Raw genomic sequence first — 20,301 nt, 5'->3', positions numbered from 1 at the left:
ATTATGAAAATAATAATAATTGGCGCTGGCCAAGTGGGCGGTACCTTAGCGGAAAACCTAGTTGGTGAACGCAACGATATCTCGTTGATTGATACCAATAGCCAAACCTTGTTAGAGCTACAAGATAAGCTCGATTTACAGGTCATTACCGGCCAAGGCTGTCACCCTGACGTACTGGCACGTGCAGGTGCTGATGATGCTGATATGATCATTGCCGTCACCAACGACGACGCAACCAATATGATCGCCTGCCAAATCGCTTACACACTCTTTAGCACACCGAAAAAAGTGGCGCGTATCCGTTCATCAGAAATTGTTGAGCGCAAACGCGAGTTATTTAACAAAGATCATATCCCGGTTGACCATGTGATAGCACCAGAGCAACTGGTGACGCGCGATATTATTCATTTAATTGAATACCCGGGGGCACTGCAAGTACTGGAATTCGCCAATGGCAAAGTCAGCCTAGTTGCCGTTAAAGCCTACTACGGCGGTTTACTCGTCGGTCACGCCTTATCAACGCTCAAAGAGCACATTCCGAACGTTGATACACGTGTAGCAGCGATATATCGCAATGGTCGCCCGATTCGCCCACTGGGTACGACGGTCATAGAAGCTGATGATGAAGTGTTCTTTATCGCCGCCAGTATTCATATTCGCGCGGTGATGAATGAGCTACAAAAACTCGAGCCAGCGTATAAGCGCATTATGATTGCCGGCGGTGGTAACATAGGTGCAGGTATTGCCAAAAAGCTCGAACAAAACCATCAGGTTAAATTGATTGAGCGCTCACCAGAGCGCGCTAAACAGTTAACCCAAGAGCTCGATAAAACGCTCATCTTCACGGGTGATTCCTCTGATCAAGAATTGTTGCTTGAAGAGCATATTGATCAGTTTGATGTGTTTATTGCCGTGACCAATGACGATGAAGCCAATATCATGTCGTCACTGTTGGCGAAAAAACTCGGTGTGCGCAAAACCATGGTGTTGATTCAGCGTGAAGCCTATGTGAACTTAGTGCATGGTAGCAGTATCGACATTGCCATCTCACCGCAGCATTCAACGATTTCCGCGCTACTCACTCACGTGCGTAAAGGCACGATTAATAATGTGTATAGCTTGCGTGGCGGCGCCGCTGAAGCGATAGAAATTGTCGCCAAAGGCGACGAAACCTCATCAAAAGTGGTTGGCCGAGAGATTCGCGATATCAAGCTTCCCCCTGGAACCACCATAGGCGCAATTGTCCGTGGTGATGAGGTCATTATCGCTCATTCAGATAGCGTGATCATGGAAGATGACCACGTCATTCTGTTCTTAGTGAATAAGAAGTATATTTCTGATGTTGAGAAGCTATTCCAAGTCGGTGTCATTTACTTTTAGTGTGCGCTATCTCAAAAACGAAAAAAGCTGGTTTTTACCAGCTTTTTTAATGACTACGTTTCGCTTATTTCGATTGGTATTAGTTGCGCCAGAACGCCGGTGTAAACAGCACCAGTAACGTAAAGATTTCCAAGCGACCAAACAACATCGCAACAATTAACACCCACTTACTAAAGTCGCTAATTGAAGCGAAGTTCGCCGCCACTTCTCCCAAGCCTGGGCCTAAGTTATTCATGCACGCGGCGACGGCGGTAAAGGCACTAATATCATCCATACCTGATGCCAACAGCAATAACATACAAATGACAAATACCGCCGCATAAGCAGAAAAGAAGCCCCATACCGCTTCTACCACGCGATCAGGTAGCGCCTTGCGACCTAACTTAATGGTAAATACCGCTTTGGGGTGCACCAGTTTGTTAAGTTCGCGAATACCTTGTAAATACAATAGAACAACGCGAACGACTTTCATGCCACCACCAGTACTACCAGCACAGCCGCCAATAAAGCTGGCAAAAATAAGCAACAATGGCAGTAACGTTGGCCAATCAGCAAAGGAAGTCGTCGCAAAGCCGGCTGTCGTGCTAATCGACACCGATTGAAATAGTGCTTGATCAAGCGCAACATCAGCATCTTGATAGGTGCCATGGCTCATCAACACCCCAAAACATATTGCCGTTAATATTACCTGAAGAGCAATAAAAAATTTAAACTCAGGATCAGCAAAATAATTGCGAATAGACTTGTTCTGTACTGCGGCATAATGCAAGGCAAAGTTAATCCCAGCAATAATTAAAAAGACCACACAAATCAGATTAATGACAGGGCTATTGAAGTAGCCCATGCTGGCGTCATGCGTTGAAAAGCCACCAATGGCAATGGTGGCGAATGAGTGACAGATGGCATCAAACACCGACATTCCTGCCAGCCAGTAAGCGAGCGCACAGGCAATGGTTAACGACAAGTAGATATACCATAAGTGCTTGGCCGTATCGGCGATGCGCGGGGTCATTTTCGAGTCTTTAACGGGCCCCGGCGTTTCGGCGCGATAGAGCTGCATACCACCAATGCCAAGCATCGGGAGCACGGCTACCGCGAGCACGATAATCCCCATACCGCCGAGCCATTGCAATTGCTGACGATAAAAAAGCACAGCATGTGGTAAACCATCGATTTGCGTTAAAATCGTTGCCCCGGTAGTGGTTAACCCAGAGAATGACTCAAAAAAGGCATCTGTTGTGGTCAGATTCGGGGTTTCCAATAGCATCAATGGAATCGCAGAGAAACTGGCAAGCACCGTCCAAAACAAGACAACGATTAAAAAGCCTTCCCTTGCCCTGAGATCATCTTTTTTAAAGCGATTGGGATACCATAGTGCCAAGCCGATAAGTAAGCACCACATAAAGGCCATTAAGAAGGGAACACCGCCACCATCCCGGTAGATGAGTGACACAATAGCAGGCGGTAACATAGTAACGCTAAGTAGCGCCACCAGCAGCCCTAAAATACGGATAATGTTTCTATATTGCACTTAGTATTGGTACTGACTTTGGGGTACTAATTTCTGGTACTAAAGATACTGTAATGATTTTAGTAACGGATTTAGTACTGGCATTGTTATCTGCTTAGCTTAACGCACTAAAGTTTAAGCCCATCACCCGTTGCCAAATAATTCCAATAGCTAAAATAACTAAAGGTGATTTGCTTTGACTAAGGTTAACGCCCCACTGGATAAGGTAAGCAGTTGTTGTTCAAATAGTTTAAGCTGATCAATGGGGATAGCCAATACAAACTTAATATTTTCTTGATATTGCTCATCAAGGACTTGCGTATTGGTCAGTTTGATCAGGTGCTGAATATCACTCACTTGCTGATAACTCACGTTCAGCGCACGTGTCTTCGTCAACACTTTATGCGTGGTGGGTAGCTTGGGTAATGCTGCTTTGAGCGCGCCACCATAGGCACGTTGCAAGCCCCCTGTTCCCAGTTTTACTCCACCGAAATAGCGAACAACGATGGCGGCAACTTGCCCAATGCCACTCCCTTGTAACATGGCTAGCATCGGCCTGCCTGCGGTGCCACTGGGTTCACCATCATCCGAAAAGCCATAGGCTTGACTGTCTTGCGGTGCAGCGCTGACAAACGCATAACAGTGATGATTTGCATTAGGATGTTCTTGTTGCAGCTCAGTTAATCGGGCTTTCATTACCTCGTAACTGGTACAGGGAAACAAGTAGCAGAAGAAGCGACTGCGATTGACTTGGGTTTCCACCAAGACCTCGTCAGTCGCAATTAAATAGCCAGAGGTACTCGTACTACTCGGGCTTTCCTTAGCGTTTTTTTCCTTGGCTTTTATTTCCTTAGTGGCGCGACTCGGCTCAGCCAAGGTCTAAATCTCGGGTCATGTTCTCATTATGCGATTGATGGACAATAATATTGTCTTCGATGCGTATACCGCCAAATGGTTTGAATTTTTCTACCTGCGCCCAGTTAACCGCATGACTGTGCTCGCCAGCTTTTAGCTCCCCTAAAAGTGAATCAATAAAGTACAACCCCGGTTCAATGGTAAACACTTGTCCTGCCTCAACAGCGCGCGAGGTACGCAAGAACGGATGCTTAGCTGGCGAGTCAATATGTGTACCGCGCTCGTCGGCCATAAAGCCACCCACATCATGCACCTGCAGGCCCAAGTGATGGCCTAAGCCATGTGGAAAGAATGTCGACACAATGCCCTGCTCGGCCGCAACTTCCGCACTGCAATTAATGATGTTAAATTCAGCCAACACGCGGCCAATATCAAGGTAAGTTTCACAGTGCAATTCAACATAGCTCTTTCCCGGTTTTAAGCCATCAACCGCGTTAAGCATTAACTTATCCATACGCGCGATAAGTTCAGCAAAGTCATTTTGCTCAAATGCGTAGGTACGGGTAATGTCTGATGCATAACCATGGTAGTTCGCCCCCGCATCAATCAAGAAAGATCTGTGTTGCGCTGGCTTGTCACGCTCTAACGCTGTGTAATGCAATATCGCCGCATTCTCATTCAGTGCAACAATATTGCCGTATGGGGTTTCGCTATCGGTATGGGAAGTTGCTTGCAAATAGGCGCGCTGAATTTCAAATTCAGACTCACCTGCCATAAACGCCGCTTTTGCCGCGACATGACCGGCAACAGCACGCTCATTTGATAGACGCATCAACGCCTGTTCGTAAGGGGTTTTATAAGCGCGGTGAAAGTGCAGATAACTCAATGCACCGTCTGGGTTGATTTGCTCAAACCCAAGCGCCTTCGCCACTTCAATATGTTCGCCGAGATAAGCATAGTTAGCCTTGTCATAAGGTAACAACGCATCCACCTGAGCAGCATTGGTGATCACTTTAATGTCAAAAAATGGCGTCCAGAAGTCGTCTTGTAAGGTTTCAACTTTGTGCCAAAAATCGACCGGCTGATAGTAAACAAGCACAGGTTTATCGTTGCCATTAATTAATAACCAGCTGTTAGTGACATTTGTTAAGGGTAGCCAATGCTTAAAATGCGGATTAACTTTAAAGGGATACGAGTTATCGTCTAAAAATACTTTTAATTCTTTACCGGAATGAATCACTAACCCCTCAAGGTTTTCGCGATTAAGTACGTTACGCGCACGCGCTTGCAATTCATTAATGTGATCAGAATAAACATTGGCTAGATTAGTCATAGATGCTCTCTTGTGGCATTTATTTTCTGTGTACGTGCGGTGTTAACAGCCGTGCTAATAACAACGGATTAAACCAACTAAATTGCTCACTGGAATCAATTGGTATAAACCGTACACAATTTTAAATTTGGCTTATTTTAACCAGTAAGGATGAATAAACGCAGTAAAAAGTTAGCTGGTGATAGCAATTACTTCGCCAAAGGCACACTGCCGATTTGCATGCCAAGTACGGTACTAAATGGCGATTCGCCGTCGCTCTTTAATTTGTGCTGATATATTTGCTTATACGCCAGCACACTTTTGACATATTCACGCGTTTCTTTAAATGGAATGGTTTCTATCCAAATATCTGCTGGCAGCGTCTCGCCTTTTTCTAGCCATTGCTTCACTCGATAAGGCCCTGCATTGTATGACGCGGTCGCTAACACTAAGTTGCCTTCATATCGGTCAAGCAAGCGCTTTAAGTACTTAGTACCGAGTTTGATATTATTTTTTGCATTGCTGAGATAACGACTGGAAACGGCCTTTCGCTCTAACTGTTTCGCCGTTGCTGGCATGATTTGCATCAGGCCACGTGCACCTGCTGACGAGTGCGCATCACGCATAAACGAACTTTCGCGGCGCGCAATCGCAAATGCCCAACTGGGGTCGATACTATTTTTATCGGCGTAATTGGCAATGTCGTCGCGATATGCCATGGGAAAACGCATTTCAACATCGTCTAGATAGCCTTGCGCAGCCAAAGTAAAGATGGGCCGATCAAACCAGCCTTGCTGATAAGCAAACGAAGCAGCGGCCAGCTTCTCGCTTTTTGATAGCTTAGACAGCCAGTAATTCCACTCTTTGCGCGCTTGGCTATAACGCTCAAGGTGGAAGAGTTCAAACGCGCGCTTGGCCGCTGGGTTTTCAATAATGTTTGCAACGACTTTGGTGTCAACCATCAGTGGGTTGTGCTGTAAATTGATATTGTGACTAAGCCATTTGGCCGCCATAAAGCCGTAGTAATGACGTTTTTGAGCAAGTTCGAGCATCAACTCACGCGCTGCTTGATCACGCCCTATTTCGGCCATACTGCGCGCATACCAATATTGCCATTGTGATTTTGCTTGAATCTGGCTTGGCATGGCCAACAACGTGCGTTGAATTTCAGGCCAATTTTGCGCTTTGAGCGCTGTTGCCAACTGCCATTGCACTAGGTTGCTATCCAGGTTTTCAGGTTTTACCTTAGCAAGCCATATACTCGCTTGCGGGTGATGTTTGGTCGCAAGAGCCAGTGCAAAACGCTTGGTCAGATAATCTTGTTGCTGTTGGCTAAATACGAATTTTTGTTGGGCTTGCTGATAGGTTTTCAGCGCCTTTTTGGGATCTCGCCAAATCAACCGTTTTAAGCCATAAGCCATGATCTGAGTTTCTTTGGCATCAAAACGTTTAAAGCGCGACAGCTGACTGATATAACTTGGGTCGCGCCTTACGCGGTGAAACAATTTGCCTAAATACTGTTGTTCTTTTGGCAGCAGCCCAGTTAGATAAGGAATTAAGGTATGTTTACCGCCATCTGCGGCCAGTGTCAGCCTTTGCCATACCAAGTCAGTAGTTAAATAACCCGCTTTTTGCCAACGCTTAAAAATAGGATCACACGCTTTAGCTTGCGATTTCCCCACTAACCACCATTGCTTCACCTGAGGCAATACCACCTTTTCAGGCATACCACCGGCAAGCTGATAGCTCAGTTGGGTACAATTTAGCTTAGCATCACTATTTGGCTTAAAGAATTTTAAAAAGAGGGCTTTTTGTTCACGTTTTGCTAAGTAATCAAGCCACTTCTTACGCAAAGGCCAATCAAGTGGTGTGCCTTGGTATTTCGCCAAAAACGCCCCTATTTCTGTTGCATCCTTGAGACGAATTTTGTCCATTAACCGTTTTTGATCGAGATATGGCTGCAACGGATAATAATGCAACTGCTGGTACAGGTTCTGATATTCAGGAGACTCTGGCTGCCAAACGTGCTTTTCTGCCTTGAGAAATGTCGCCCGTTGATCGGTTGAGGCATGAGCACTTGGTAAAGCAATTAAACTAGATACAGCGGCACTAGCAACAAAACACAATGAAATGAAAAGCTTATTAGATGACATAAAGCATGCAGTGAAAAATAGGCATACTTGAATTATTCACGCATCGCTGTGCATTGCAAGCACTGAGGCGCGGTTTTATCGACAGAATTTAGAAGTCTTACCAGATAAGCAATGAATATCGCGTCTATCGTGACCTCCCCTCGTAACAGTGTGTAAAATTTATACGGGTAAACTTTTAATGGTGAAATGGATCAGGTAGGATTGCCGCCCGATTAATTAGTACGACTTTTAACGCTAACAAGACAGTGATAGTTAAGGTTTATAGATGAGCGATCACCTAATAGAAACAGACCACACCCTCGATGCGATGGGCTTGCGTTGCCCCGAGCCAGTGATGATGGTACGTAAGCATATTCGCAATATGAAAAGCGGTGAAACACTGTTTATCAAAGCCGACGATGCATCAACAACGCGCGATATTCCCAGTTTCTGCCGCTTTATGGAACACGAATTAGTTACACAGCACAGTGCTGATGGTATTTTTACCTATATTATTCGCAAAGCATGAAGATAATTTCTCTTTAAATCAAAAACTTAAAACAAAAAAGGAGGCAAATACCTCCTTTTTAATCTCTCTACTTTGCCATCACTCAGGTTATTGCAATACCGAAATATCGGCAACCGCCAAGAAGCTGTTACGGATATTGTTCAGTAGCGTTAAGCGATTCGTTTTTACCGCTTCGTCATCTGCCATGACCATGACGTGTTCAAAGAAGTTATCAATTTCTTCTTTGATGGTGGCTAATGAAGTTAACACACTTTGGTAGTCTTTATTTGCCATCGCTGGTGCAATCTGCTCTGCGACTTTAGCAAAGGCGCTAGCTAATTGCTGCTCTGCTGCTTCTGATAATAACGAAGTGTTCACCTCAGCTAATAACTGACCATCGAATTTCGCTAAGATATTACCAACACGTTTGTTAGCTGCCGCTAAGGTTTCAGATTCCGCTAACGTTTTAAAATGCGCCACGGCGCTGACACGTTGTTGGAAATCTAACGGCGATGTTGGCTTGTTCACTAACACGGATTGAATAACATCAACGCTAATACCTTGCTCTTCAAAGTAGGCTCTAAAACGCCCCATCACAAAGTCAATCACATCAACGGCGACTTTGTCGTTAGTCAGTTTGTCACCGAATAACGTTTGGCTATGCGCAATTAATGAAGCGATATCTAGGTTTAGCTCTTTTTCAATAATGATACGAATCAAACCAATGGCCGCGCGGCGAAGTGCAAATGGGTCTTTGTCACCTTTTGGCGCTTGACCAATTCCAAAGATACCAACCAAGGAGTCAACTTTGTCGGCAATCGCCACGGCACAACCAATGTTTGCTTCTGGTAAGCTATCACCTGCAAAGCGCGGACGGTATTGATCTTCTAGTGCTTGCGCAATCGCTGCTGACTCGCCATCGTGCTGAGCATAGTATTTACCCATAGTCCCTTGAACTTGTGGGAACTCTAACACCATCTCACTCATGAGGTCTGTTTTACTCAATAGACCAGCGCGATGCGCATCAGCTTTATTCTCGCCAACTTGCTCAGCGATAAAGCCACTTAATGCTGCGATACGCTCAGACTTATCTTTTAACGTGCCCAACTGTTTTTGGAACAATACAGATTCAAGACTCGTTAAGCGTGATTCCAAGCTTTGTTTTTTGTCGGTTTTGAAGAAGAATTCCGCATCCGCTAAACGTGGACGAATCACTTTTTCGTTACCGAAGATGACTTGCTGTGGGTCTTTACTGTCGATATTAGCGACAAAGATAAACTGGTTTTTCAATTGACCATTTTTATCTTTTACCGGGAAGTATTTCTGGTGATCTTGCATCGAGTAAATTAATGGCTCTGCCGGCACTGACAAAAACTCTTCGTCAAAGCTCCCCACTAACGTTACTGGCCATTCATTGATGCTGGTTACTTCTTCAAGTAGGCCGGCATCAACAATCGCATCACCATTAATATCTGCAGCCGCTTTCGCTACTTGCTCAACGATAAGTGCTTTGCGCTTGTCGTAATCCGCAATAACAAAAGCAGACTCTAGCACAGCTTCATAGTTGTCGGCATGATCTAAGGTAATCAAACCGTCGTTTTCTTGGTAGTGGAAACGGTGACCTTGCAATTGGTTTGCCGAGGCAACACCAAGCGCTTCACCCGCAATTAATTCATCACCAAACATCATAGTTAATGTGTGCACTGGACGAATAAACTGGATGCGCTCATTGCCCCAGCGCATTGGTTTCGGGATAGGTAATTTACCCAGAGCTGTCACTACCATTGCCGGAATTAATTCAGCAACAGACTTACCGGTTTGGCTCGCCTTATGTAATAGCCACTCACCTTTATCTGTCGTTAGACGCTCTGCTTGTTCAACCGTAATACCATTTGAACGCGCCCAACCTTGAGCTGCTTTTGTTGGCTGACCATCGGCATCAAACGCCACATTCGTTGCTGGGCCACGCTTTTCAACTACTTTATCTGCCTGTTTCGCAGCAAGTGCTTTCACTTGTACCGCCAAACGACGAGGCGATGCAAACCACTTACTGCTTTCAAACGCTAGATCAGCTTGCTCAAGTTGCGCAACGATTTGTTGATGAAACGTACTCGCCAGTGTGCTTAACGCTTTGGGTGGTAGCTCTTCTGTACCTAATTCGATTAAGAGTGTTTCAGTTGCCATTATGCCTTGCCCTCAGCTGATTTATCTTCTGTTTGCTCAGTTGCTTGCGCGTTACCACAAAGTGGGAAGCCAAGTGCTTCACGAGCGTTGTAGTAAGCTTCAGCACACGCTTTGGCTAAGGTTCTAACACGCAAGATATAACGTTGGCGTTCAGTAACAGAAATTGCATGACGCGCATCAAGCAAGTTGAATGCATGAGATGCTTTCATGACTTGCTCGTAGGCTGGCAACGGTAAGCCCTTTTCAATCAGGTCTTGTGACACTTTTTCACACTGATCAAATTGGTGGAACAAGTCATTCACATCAGCGTGCTCGAAGTTATAAGCCGATTGCTCAACTTCGTTTTGATGGAAAACGTCGCCGTACATCACTTTACCCATAGGACCGTCTGTCCACACTAGGTCGTAAATACTATCAACGTTTTGAATGTACATGGCTAGGCGCTCTAGGCCGTAAGTAATTTCACCCGTCACTGGTGCACACTCTAAACCACCCACTTGTTGGAAGTAAGTAAACTGAGTGATCTCCATACCGTTTAACCACACTTCCCAACCAAGGCCCCATGCACCTAAGGTCGGTGATTCCCAGTTATCTTCAACAAAACGAATATCGTGAACTAACGGGTCAATACCAAGCTCTTTAAGTGAGTTTAGGTATAACTCTTGGATGTTTTTAGGATTTGGTTTTAGCATTACTTGGAATTGGTAGTAGTGCTGTAAACGGTTCGGGTTTTCACCATAACGACCATCAGTTGGGCGACGACATGGCTGTACGTAGGCACTGCTCATTGGCTCTGGGCCAATAGCGCGTAAGAATGTCATTGGGTGGAAAGTCCCCGCGCCTACTTCTAAATCTAACGGCTGAATGATTACACAGCCTTGGCGAGACCAGTAATCTTGCAATTGCAAGATTAGCCCCTGAAAGGTTTTAATATCAAAGCTACTCATGTCGTTCCAAATGCGAGCCTAATGCTCTTTTTGCTAGCAGCTGTCAGGCGTTTTAACGGTGAAAAACCTAAATATCCCCTGACAGCTTAAATGAATAAAAAAATAGTCGCCTAGTATACCCAATGGCGTTTATTTCGCCTAGGGCTAGCGCCTAAGAAACATAAGGTTTTCACATATTCATAGCATGGCAAACAAGGCGATAAATAGGACGAGTTAATCTAGGCAAGTAAATAACATATCAGCGCTGTTAGTGACACTCGCATTTACCATTTAACCCGTGGTCAATATTGTAATGCTGCAAATAAAAAGCCCCACTACACAGTGGGGCTTTATTCTATATGCTAAATACGATTATTTAGTCGCTCTGTATTTTTAGTGGCCTAGTGTTTTTGATTGGCACGAACCGTTTCAATATCCAAGTAAGTCACCTTCTCTTTAACCAATCCATTTTCGAAAATGATGATATCAGCGGCAGGAATAGAATACGCCTTATCTGATGGTTTAAAGACATGAGGGCCTACTTGTGGCACTAAGTTAGCCTCGATATGCATGTCATATTCAAACACCCCATAGTTATCACCTATGATGACTTTTTTCGGGGTAGAAGCGTAATTCGGCATTGACGTGAAAATTGCCGTTAACAATTCACGCAGTTCCGCTTTACCTTTTGCAGGCTTAACACCAGCAACCATAATACGAAATACTGTATCTTCAGTGTGAAGTGCTACCGCAGCTTCAACATCCTGCTCTGCCCACGTTTTACCATAAGCTTTCAGTAATGCAGGAATATCTTGCTTTACCACTTCCTTTTCAGGCTCCCCCGCTAACGCCCATTTAGGTAAGACAAGTGCGGCTAGCATTAACGTGATGGCATATAAGCGACGATTAGTTTTTTGTTTTGACACTGTGATTTCCCTTAGCAACAGATTGTAATGTCTGTAACTAGGCTAGCATGAGCGTTTATAACGAACAATGCTAATAAACGCATACTACTATTAGTTAGTATTATATTGACCATATGGACAACTTATTTAGCTATATTGCCTATACTTGTCTTTTATCTCTCTATCAACCATATGGATTGAAAAAGAAAAAGGCCACTTAGCAAGTCAGTAGCTAAATGGCCTTTTCATTTATTAGTGCATTTCTTTGAATTGCCCTTAGTCGGTCAATACATTCTGCTGTATCAATAACTCGCGTCCATTGCTCATGACCACATCAGGGCGGCCATCGGCATTAATGTCCTCAATCAAGGCGTCTTGAGAAACGTAAGGGACCCTCACTGAAGCAGCAAAAGTGCCGTTGGCTTCTTGAAAGACCAGCAGTGAATAATCAAAATTCACATTGATCAGCATATCCTTGCGGCCATCACTATTGAAATCAGCAAAACGGGCAGGACGATCTTCTTGAACTTCCGAATTGAAAAAAGGGCTATTTCTGTCCAAGGTATCCAGCATCAGCGACGACGTACCATTCAAACCTTGATCCGACTGTTGATACACGAACAACTCATGACCATGGCGCCAACCGCCAAGAGCAAAGACAATTTCCCCTTGGCCGTCTGCATCTAGATCCTCAACGGCGAAGTTGTGTACGTCGCACCGGCGGGTATCAGTGACGTTGCAATCATCATCAACTTGGATTTCATCGAACAAAACAAAATTTTGCCCTTCCAGGTTATACACTTGTAAAAATAGATCACCGCTAAATCCATTGCGAGCCAGTGTCAAAAACTCTGCCGTACTGTCCCCATCTATATCTCCCAAGGTATAACCAGAAATGGCATGGGTAGTAGGCTTTTCAATCGCCACATTAATATCGAAAAGTACAAATTCAAATTCGCCTTGCTCCGTTTGCAGTCCTATGTGAACGTCTTTATCGGCACCGCTATCAGCATGAAACAAGATATCTGGTAAACCATCACCATTAAAATCGGCAACACGAGGCCACTCTAAATCGGCTCTAGGCACCTCAGTTAGCTCAACCTGTTCGCCCAGTTCACCTGTGGCTGAAATGGAATAAGAGACCAACATGGATGTTAGTCCGCGCCCCTCTAAAAACAACCACTCGGTTGTTCCATCGGCATCGATGTCGGCAAAAGTATGACGACTGCGACTAAGATTAAAGTCGAAAGTATTCGTGGCAGCGTGATCATATTGACCTTGTTCAGCATAATTGAATACATATCCATGCTCGCCGGTATGGTGATGTAAAAACAACTCGCTTTGACCATCCTGATTAGCGTCAAATGCTATCATGGAGTTAAGCCTAACATAACGACCATCCGCCACTAGTTCCTGTCGTTCAACGTCAAAGGCATTGAGCTCATTGAAGCTGACAAAAACAGAATCGGTTGCATGCCTGCCATCTTCGTCGGTCACCCTAAGTTGCAGACAATAGCCACCATAGGTATTAGTGATCATTGTGGCCGTGGCAGACTCCGCATCGATAAGTTGCGTATCAAAATCGTTGCCATTAAATCGCAAGGCGGGCTGGCAGGAGATAGAAAAGGGATTTTCAACACGCCATTGATAACTCAGTGCATCCCCATCGCCATCAAAGCTGAGTAACCCGGATACCTTAACCTGATCGGTATCGCTGTAAAGCACCGCAAAATCTTCACCGGCAAATGCAAACGGGGCGGAATCGGCTTTTGGCTCACCAAGATGAATAAGTGCCTCACTATCGATGGAGTCACCACCGGTTTCATCCACCTTCAGATAGAGGATAGAGCCATAATCATCGTGATCGTGCTTTAAGAAGGAGAAGGACGCGCTGGAATCCTGATTGCCGGACAGGGTGATCTTACCAACCCCAACAACATCTGTGGTGCAATCATTTTGGTTAGGCGACACACACACTAAATCGGTGTTGCTATCAATATCAACATAGCCCAGATCTGACACATACAAGCGCCCTTGCAAGGACAGCCCTATTTCATTGGTCAGTAAACGGCGATCTTGGTACTTAGTGGTTTGCGAGTAATTTTCAAACCAGTACTGTTTACTCGCTTGGTTATCTAGGATTTCAAGCGATGAAGTACTAAATACCTCTAGGGCGACGTCTTCGTCATACTGATAACTGAGCTCTCCTTGCAGTCGTAGGTCAATTTCCGCATCGCTCAGACTGGCATTGATAAATTCAATGCTACCACGACTTAAGTCATCGCGGAAAAAGTCCCACTGCTCGACTTTAAAGGTGATCTTGCCGTCGAGTAAAGTACCAGAGCAATCGTCATAAGACGAAAAATCTAAGGCCAGCGTACCAACCAAAGTACTTGAGTTGCGGTTGTCGCTAAAGGTAGCTGAGCCACCACAGCCGCCGACAAGTTGATCACCTTGCACCGAGGATTGGCCGTCAGAAGAGGCCGTATCTAAGCCTGCAGAGAGCAAATCGTCAATCAGTAGCTCAACGATTGATTCGGCATTGGCTGCGGAAATATCTACTTTAGATTGTAACCCCGTATACAAAGGAGCCCCCTGTTGAGAGATCGGTGGTTGGGGCGATGTAGCGTTTTGACTAGAACCACCGCCACCGCAGCCAGCGATGAGCAACGAAATAAAAGCGAACGAAGAGACCTTGAGATTCATTTGAATTTCCCTATAAAAATACCATGTACTCGAGAAGTGTCAGCCGATAACAGATAACAAAGTGACAAACTTATATTGGTAATATACCGTGAATTTAACGATTTATCGACTGGTTATTCAGTGAGGTGTGGATGTCACTCTGGATGAAAGTCGATACAAAAAAGCCATCTACGATAATGTAAATGGCTTTCTAGTAGCTTATTAAAATTGTAAGAGCGTTAATTTTGAATGATAAGTTCCCACAAGTAACTTAAATACTAGACGTCTAAGTTGGAAACCTTAAGCGCATTATCTTCAATAAAGTTACGACGCGGTTCAACATGATCACCCATTAAAGTATTAAACAGTTGGTCTGCGGCGATTGCATCTTCAATGGTTACTTTTAACATTCGACGTGTTTCTGGGTCCATGGTTGTTTCCCAAAGTTGATCTGGGTTCATCTCACCTAGACCTTTGTAACGTTGAATGTATTGGCCACGCTTCGACTCTGCCATTAGCCAATTTAAGGCTTCTTCAAAAGAAGACACAGGCTTCACTTTCTCACCGCGCTTAACAAAGGCACCGTCTTCCATTAAGCCATTAATCGCGCTGTTAAGCTTCATAATCGCTGCAAACTCTTTCGAGTGGATAAAGTCATAGCTACAGCTGTATTGCTTGTCTATGCCGTGTTGACGAACATTAAACACAGGGTGGTAAATATTACGCTCAGCATCGTGCTTCACGTCAACTGAGTAAATTGAACCATTACCTTCTTGGTTTTCAAGCAGCTCAATTAAGTTTGCTGCCCATGCTTCAACTTTGGTTTGCTCAGCAAAGTCTTCAACCGCTACCCTGTTGCTGTAAATCATTTTCTCAAGGATATCTTGCGGGATCTGACGCGAGATTCTAGAGATAGTTTCCATGGTTGCACGGTACTGATTGACCAACTGCTCAAGCGCAATTTCAGAAATTGCTGGTGCTGATTCATTCACATGAATTTCAGCATTCTCAAGCGCGAGTGTGGTCAAGTATTCAGTTAGTGCTTCATCATCTTTGATATAACGCTCTTGCTTACCTTTTTTCACTTTATACAGTGGAGGTTGAGCAATGTATACGTGACCACGCTCCATAATTTCTGGCATTTGACGGTAGAAGAACGTCAGCAACAAAGTACGAATGTGTGAACCATCAACATCCGCATCGGTCATGATAATGATACTGTGGTAACGTAGCTTCTCTGGGTCGTATTCGTCGCGACCAATACCTGTACCTAACGCTGTGATTAACGTGCCTACTTCGGCAGATGAAATCATCTTGTCAAAGCGAGCCTTTTCAACGTTTAGAATCTTACCTTTCAAAGGCAATATTGCTTGGTTTTTACGATTACGACCTTGCTTCGCTGAACCACCCGCAGAGTCACCCTCCACTATGTATAGTTCAGACAGTGCCGGATCTTTTTCCTGACAGTCAGCTAATTTACCTGGTAAACCGGCGATATCTAACGCACCTTTACGGCGTGTCATTTCACGTGCTTTACGTGCCGCTTCACGCGCACGAGCAGCATCGATAATCTTCATGATAATGGTTTTAGCAGTACCTGGGTTTTCTAATAAGTAATCACCTAGCTTCTCACCCATGGCTTGTTCAACTGCCGTTTTCACTTCAGATGACACTAGCTTATCTTTCGTTTGAGACGAAAATTTAGGATCAGGTACTTTCACTGAAATAACCGCAGTTAAGCCTTCACGTGCATCATCACCAGAGGTATTGGTCTCACCTTTTTTGGTTTTGTTTAGCCCTTCTTTCACCATGTAGCTGTTAAGCGTACGAGTGAGTGCTGCTCTAAAGCCACTCAAGTGAGTTCCACCATCGCGTTGTGGGATGTTGTTGGTAAAACAGAAAATACTTTCTTGGAAACCATCATTCCACTGCATCGCGACTTCAACAGTAATGCCATCTTCGCGCTCTAAATCGAAATAGAAAATTTCTTCATTTACCGGTGTTTTGTTGGTATTTAGATAATCGACGAACGCTTGAATACCACCTTCATAATGGAAGTGTTCGCTCTTATCAGCTTCTCGCTCATCAATTAATTTAATAGAGACGCCAGAGTTAAGGAAGGAAAGCTCACGAATACGCTTGAGTAAGATGTCGTAGTGGAATTCAATATCAGAAAAAATTTCTGCACTTGGCCAGAAACGTACTTCAGTACCTGTTGACTCAGTTTCACCGACCACGGCAAGAGGCGCTTGTGGTTCACCTAAGTGGTATTCCTGCTCGTGTACTTTGCCAGCACGACGAATCGTTAACATCAACTTATCGCTCAGGGCGTTTACTACCGAAACACCTACACCATGAAGGCCACCCGAGACTTTATAACCAGAGTCTTCACCACCAAATTTACCACCAGCATGAAGTACTGTCATAATAACTTCTGCTGCTGAAACGCCTTCTTCTGGGTGGATATCGGTTGGAATACCACGACCATCATCCCTAACAGACACTGAACCATCTAAATGAATGGTAACGATAATATCGTTACAGTGCCCTGCCAACGCTTCATCAATAGAGTTATCTAAAACCTCAAATACCATGTGGTGTAAACCTGTACCATCATCTGTATCACCGATGTACATACCAGGTCTTTTACGAACAGCATCAAGCCCTTTTAGGACTTTAATACTGTCCGAACCATAATCGTTTTCTACTGTCATAGCGTTTAGCCTATTTCTTCTATTCTTGAAATTTTGCCATGTTCCACGTGAAACATAGTGTAGTTTTCTTGTTGATTCAGTTTGTCGTGTTCAAGCTTGTCTAGCAAGGGTTGAATTGCTGCAACATCTATCGCAGATATCGCAACCTGACAATTTAATAGTTTCAATGCTTGATAAAATCGACTGCGAGAGTCTACATCTAATTCCGCACCGATATCATCGATAAGCAAAATTGCTTTTACTTGTTTAACTTGCTCTATCAGTTTCATTTGAGCGAAAGTTAATGCAACTAAAAACAACTTTTGTTGACCGCGAGACAACTTGAGCTCAATAGGTTTACCTGACACTAAAAACTTAATATCAAATTTGTGTGCACCTGCGGCCGTAAACCCCTGTTTAAATTCCTTTTCCTTAGCAGCTAACAATGTCTCTGCTAATTCTTTATTTGCAGCCCACCCTCGAAAATAACTTAATTGAATGTCCGAAGCTAACTCTGGCATTAATACACTTAGCCAAGTAGATAACTCTGTTGCTAGTTGGTTACTGTAATTTTGCCTAAGCTCTGAAAGTGCGAGCGAGGCATTTACAAATTCGTTCGTCCAGTAAGCGAAATGTTGGTTATCTAATCGGTTCTTTATACAAGCATTTCGATGTTTAAGTATTTTAGAAAATACTTTCCACGCAGAGCCAAACTTATGTTCCACGTGAAACAATCCTAAATCCAAAAACCGTCTTCGCTCTTTAGCGCCACCAAAAAATAATTTAAAACTTTCTGGTGTCACTATCTGAACAGCAAAATGGTCAGCAAGCTCAGAAAGCTTGTTGATTCTATTTCCCTGCTTCTTAATTAAAAAGCTGACATTATCTTTATGCTTGCTTAGTCCAAAACTAAGCTGCTCTTCATCTTTGACATTGATAAAGAACTCTTCTTTATCAAAATGGCAAACCGTTTCAGATTTCGTTGTTCTGAATGATTTACCATGCCCTACAAAAAAAATAGCTTCTAAAAAGCTACTTTTTCCTGAGCCATTGTCACCAAGTATAAAATTTAACTGGCGATTAAGTTGTATGCGTTGCTCTGCTAAGTTACGAAAGTTGTTTACGTAAACTGAATCTATACTCATTACAAACGCATTGGCATAACCACGTAAAGTGCTTCGCCCGACTCACCACCTTCAATGACAACACTGCTGTTGGCATCCGCTAAGGTAAATTTAACTTCTTGTTCTTTAATCGCATTAAGTACGTCAAGCACGTAGCTAACATTAAAACCGATTTCTAAGTCTTCGTATGGGAAATTGATTTCTACAACTTCTTCCGCTTGTTCTTGCTCAGGGTTGTTCGCCGTAATTTTTAATTCATTCGCTGCAAAATTTAAACGAACGCCTTTGAATTTTTCATTCGATAAAATAGAGGCACGAGATAGCACTTGGCGAAGTAAATCTTTATTGGTTTGTAAAACCTTGTCACCGTTTCTCGGCAGAACACGTCGATAGTCAGGAAAACGGCCATCGACTAATTTACTCGTAAATGAATATTCGTTATCGATAATTCGAATGTGATTAGCGCCTAAAAATAACTGAATTTCTTCGTCCACAGGATCAAGCAAACGAATAATTTCTAAAATACCTTTTCTCGGCACAATAACTTGGCGCGCTGGTAGCGTTAAAGATTCATTCGCTATTTTACAAATAGCTAAACGATGCCCATCCGTAGCAACAGAGCGAATTTCAGTCCCCTCTGTTTCAATAGACATGCCATTTAGATAATACCTAACATCTTGATTTGCCATAGAAAAATGAGTACTTTCAATCAGACGTAAAAGCTCAGATTTCATAATTCTGAACTCTACATCGCCTTTCCATTCTTCAATATTGGGAAAATCTGTGGCCGGTAGTGTAGACAATGAATAGCGACTGCGACCGGTACTGATAATTACCGTTTCATCTTGTGCTTCGAAAGTGAGTTGCGAGTCTTCTGGTAAGCTTTTACAAATATCTAAAAGCTTTTTGGCAGGTATCGTGAGTTTACCGCTGTCGCCTTCGTTATCAATCTGTGTACCGGCAACCATTTCTAACTCTAGGTCAGTGGCAGTTAAGGTTAACGACTGATCATTAATCTCAAAAAGGATATTACTTAAAATAGGTAACGTGCTTTTGCGCTCAACTGCACCTGATACCAATAACAAAGGTTTAAGTAATGATTCCCTATTAAGTGAAAACTTCATGCTATATACCTGTTTTATTTTATTCCGTTAGGAAGACAGTGTTCTTATTAAGTTTGAATAATCTTCTTTAATGTCGTGCGTTTCTTCGCGCAAGTCTTTCACCTTGCGGCAAGCATGTAAAACCGTTGTATGATCACGTCCACCAAAGGCGTCACCAATCTCAGGTAAGCTGTGATTGGTTAACTCCTTAGATAATGCCATTGCAATTTGTCTAGGTCTAGCAACAGAGCGACTACGTCGTTTTGACAATAAGTCCGCCACTTTAATTTTGTAATATTCAGCAACTGTTTTTTGAATATTATCAATCGTGACAAGCTTGTCTTGCAAGGCTAATAAATCACGTAGCGCTTCACGAACAAAGTCAATCGTAATTGGTCGTCCGGTGAAGTTTGCATTAGCAATAACTCGGTTTAACGCACCCTCTAATTCTCTCACATTTGAGCGCAAACGTTTAGCAATAAAAAACGCGACTTCATCCGCTAAATTGATTTGGCTTTCTTGTGCTTTGCGCTTCAAAATTGCCACACGCGTTTCCAGTTCTGGTGGCTCGATCGCAAGTGTTAAGCCCCAGCCAAAACGAGATTTCAGACGATCCTCTACCCCTTCGATCTCTTTTGGATAACGATCACTGGTCAGAATGATCTGTTGGTTGCCTTCCAGTAACGCATTAAAGGTGTGGAAAAACTCCTCTTGTGTACGCTCTTTGTTGGCAAAAAACTGAATATCATCGATCAACAGCGCATCGACTGATCGATAGTATTGTTTGAACTTTTCTATCGCATTATTTTGCAGCGCTTTGACCATATCTTGGACAAAGCGCTCTGAGTGCATGTAGGCGATTTTCGCTTTAGGATCATTGAGTAAAATGCCATTGCCCACAGCATGTAGTAAGTGAGTTTTACCTAGACCTGTGCCACCGTAAATAAACAAGGGATTGTAAGCTGACCCCGGATTATCAGCGAC

At 43.7% G+C, this 20,301-nt stretch carries 14 protein-coding genes; 2 read left to right on the top strand and 12 right to left on the bottom strand.

Annotated features, from left to right (window positions below; translation table 11 throughout):
• Positions 1-3: 3 nt before the first annotated feature.
• A complete protein-coding gene (gene trkA / locus DXX93_RS00070; protein ID WP_116006267.1) occupies positions 4-1,380 on the top strand; it encodes a Trk system potassium transporter TrkA in 1,377 nt (458 codons plus the stop codon).
• A 79-nt stretch (positions 1,381-1,459) separates the two neighbouring features.
• Here trkA and DXX93_RS00065 read toward each other — a convergent pair whose 3' ends face one another.
• The 4 genes from DXX93_RS00065 to DXX93_RS00050 form a co-directional block, all read right to left on the bottom strand.
• Positions 1,460-2,911, bottom strand: coding sequence for a TrkH family potassium uptake protein (locus DXX93_RS00065; protein WP_116006266.1), 1,452 nt, complete (start codon positions 2,909-2,911; stop codon positions 1,460-1,462).
• Positions 2,912-3,070: 159 nt separating this feature from the next.
• Positions 3,071-3,766 carry a YigZ family protein gene (locus tag DXX93_RS00060; RefSeq protein WP_258872551.1) on the bottom strand — a complete coding sequence of 232 codons (696 nt, stop codon included), beginning with the start codon at positions 3,764-3,766 and terminating at the stop codon, positions 3,071-3,073.
• Positions 3,759-5,078: a Xaa-Pro dipeptidase gene (pepQ, locus tag DXX93_RS00055; protein ID WP_116006265.1), complete on the bottom strand. Its 1,320-nt coding sequence runs from the start codon at positions 5,076-5,078 to the stop codon at positions 3,759-3,761. The genes DXX93_RS00060 and pepQ overlap by 8 nt, the downstream gene beginning before the upstream one ends.
• A gap of 188 nt (positions 5,079-5,266) precedes the next feature.
• Positions 5,267-7,210, bottom strand: a complete 1,944-nt coding sequence (locus DXX93_RS00050; RefSeq protein WP_116006264.1) for a transglycosylase SLT domain-containing protein — start codon at positions 7,208-7,210, stop codon at positions 5,267-5,269.
• A 265-nt stretch (positions 7,211-7,475) separates the two neighbouring features.
• On the opposite strand from DXX93_RS00050, the gene tusA reads away from it, so the two are divergent.
• A complete protein-coding gene (gene tusA, locus DXX93_RS00045; protein WP_116006263.1) occupies positions 7,476-7,718 on the top strand; it encodes a sulfurtransferase TusA in 243 nt (80 codons plus the stop codon).
• Positions 7,719-7,805: 87 nt separating this feature from the next.
• On the opposite strand, the gene glyS is transcribed toward tusA, so the two are convergent.
• The 8 genes from glyS to dnaA all read right to left on the bottom strand — a co-directional run.
• The gene (glyS, locus tag DXX93_RS00040; RefSeq protein WP_116006262.1) at positions 7,806-9,881 is read right to left on the bottom strand and encodes a glycine--tRNA ligase subunit beta; all 2,076 of its coding nucleotides are present in this window, start codon (positions 9,879-9,881) and stop codon (positions 7,806-7,808) included.
• On the bottom strand, positions 9,881-10,828 hold the full coding sequence (gene glyQ, locus DXX93_RS00035) for a glycine--tRNA ligase subunit alpha (protein ID WP_116006261.1): 948 nt from the start codon (positions 10,826-10,828) through the stop codon (positions 9,881-9,883). Before glyQ ends, glyS begins: the two co-directional genes overlap by 1 nt.
• Before the next feature lie 380 nt (positions 10,829-11,208).
• A complete protein-coding gene (locus DXX93_RS00030; RefSeq protein WP_116006260.1) occupies positions 11,209-11,733 on the bottom strand; it encodes a nuclear transport factor 2 family protein in 525 nt (174 codons plus the stop codon).
• Positions 11,734-11,988: 255 nt separating this feature from the next.
• Positions 11,989-14,418 carry an FG-GAP repeat domain-containing protein gene (locus DXX93_RS00025; RefSeq protein WP_116006259.1) on the bottom strand — a complete coding sequence of 810 codons (2,430 nt, stop codon included), beginning with the start codon at positions 14,416-14,418 and terminating at the stop codon, positions 11,989-11,991.
• A gap of 257 nt (positions 14,419-14,675) precedes the next feature.
• The gene (gene gyrB / locus DXX93_RS00020; protein ID WP_116006258.1) at positions 14,676-17,111 is read right to left on the bottom strand and encodes a DNA topoisomerase (ATP-hydrolyzing) subunit B; all 2,436 of its coding nucleotides are present in this window, start codon (positions 17,109-17,111) and stop codon (positions 14,676-14,678) included.
• A gap of 5 nt (positions 17,112-17,116) precedes the next feature.
• Positions 17,117-18,235, bottom strand: a complete 1,119-nt coding sequence (recF, locus tag DXX93_RS00015; RefSeq protein ID WP_116006257.1) for a DNA replication/repair protein RecF — start codon at positions 18,233-18,235, stop codon at positions 17,117-17,119.
• On the bottom strand, positions 18,235-19,338 hold the full coding sequence (gene dnaN, locus DXX93_RS00010; protein ID WP_116006256.1) for a DNA polymerase III subunit beta: 1,104 nt from the start codon (positions 19,336-19,338) through the stop codon (positions 18,235-18,237). The genes recF and dnaN overlap by 1 nt, the downstream gene beginning before the upstream one ends.
• Before the next feature lie 27 nt (positions 19,339-19,365).
• On the bottom strand, positions 19,366-20,301 hold a 936-nt coding region (gene dnaA / locus DXX93_RS00005), incomplete at its 5' end, for a chromosomal replication initiator protein DnaA (RefSeq protein WP_115998547.1).

Origin of the sequence: Thalassotalea euphylliae, from assembly GCF_003390335.1 — a bacterium.
In the GTDB taxonomy this organism is placed as follows: Bacteria; Pseudomonadota; Gammaproteobacteria; order Enterobacterales; family Alteromonadaceae; genus Thalassotalea_F; species Thalassotalea_F euphylliae_B.
Note: the sequence above shows the minus strand (reverse complement) of the source record. Positions and strands in the feature narration are given on the sequence as shown.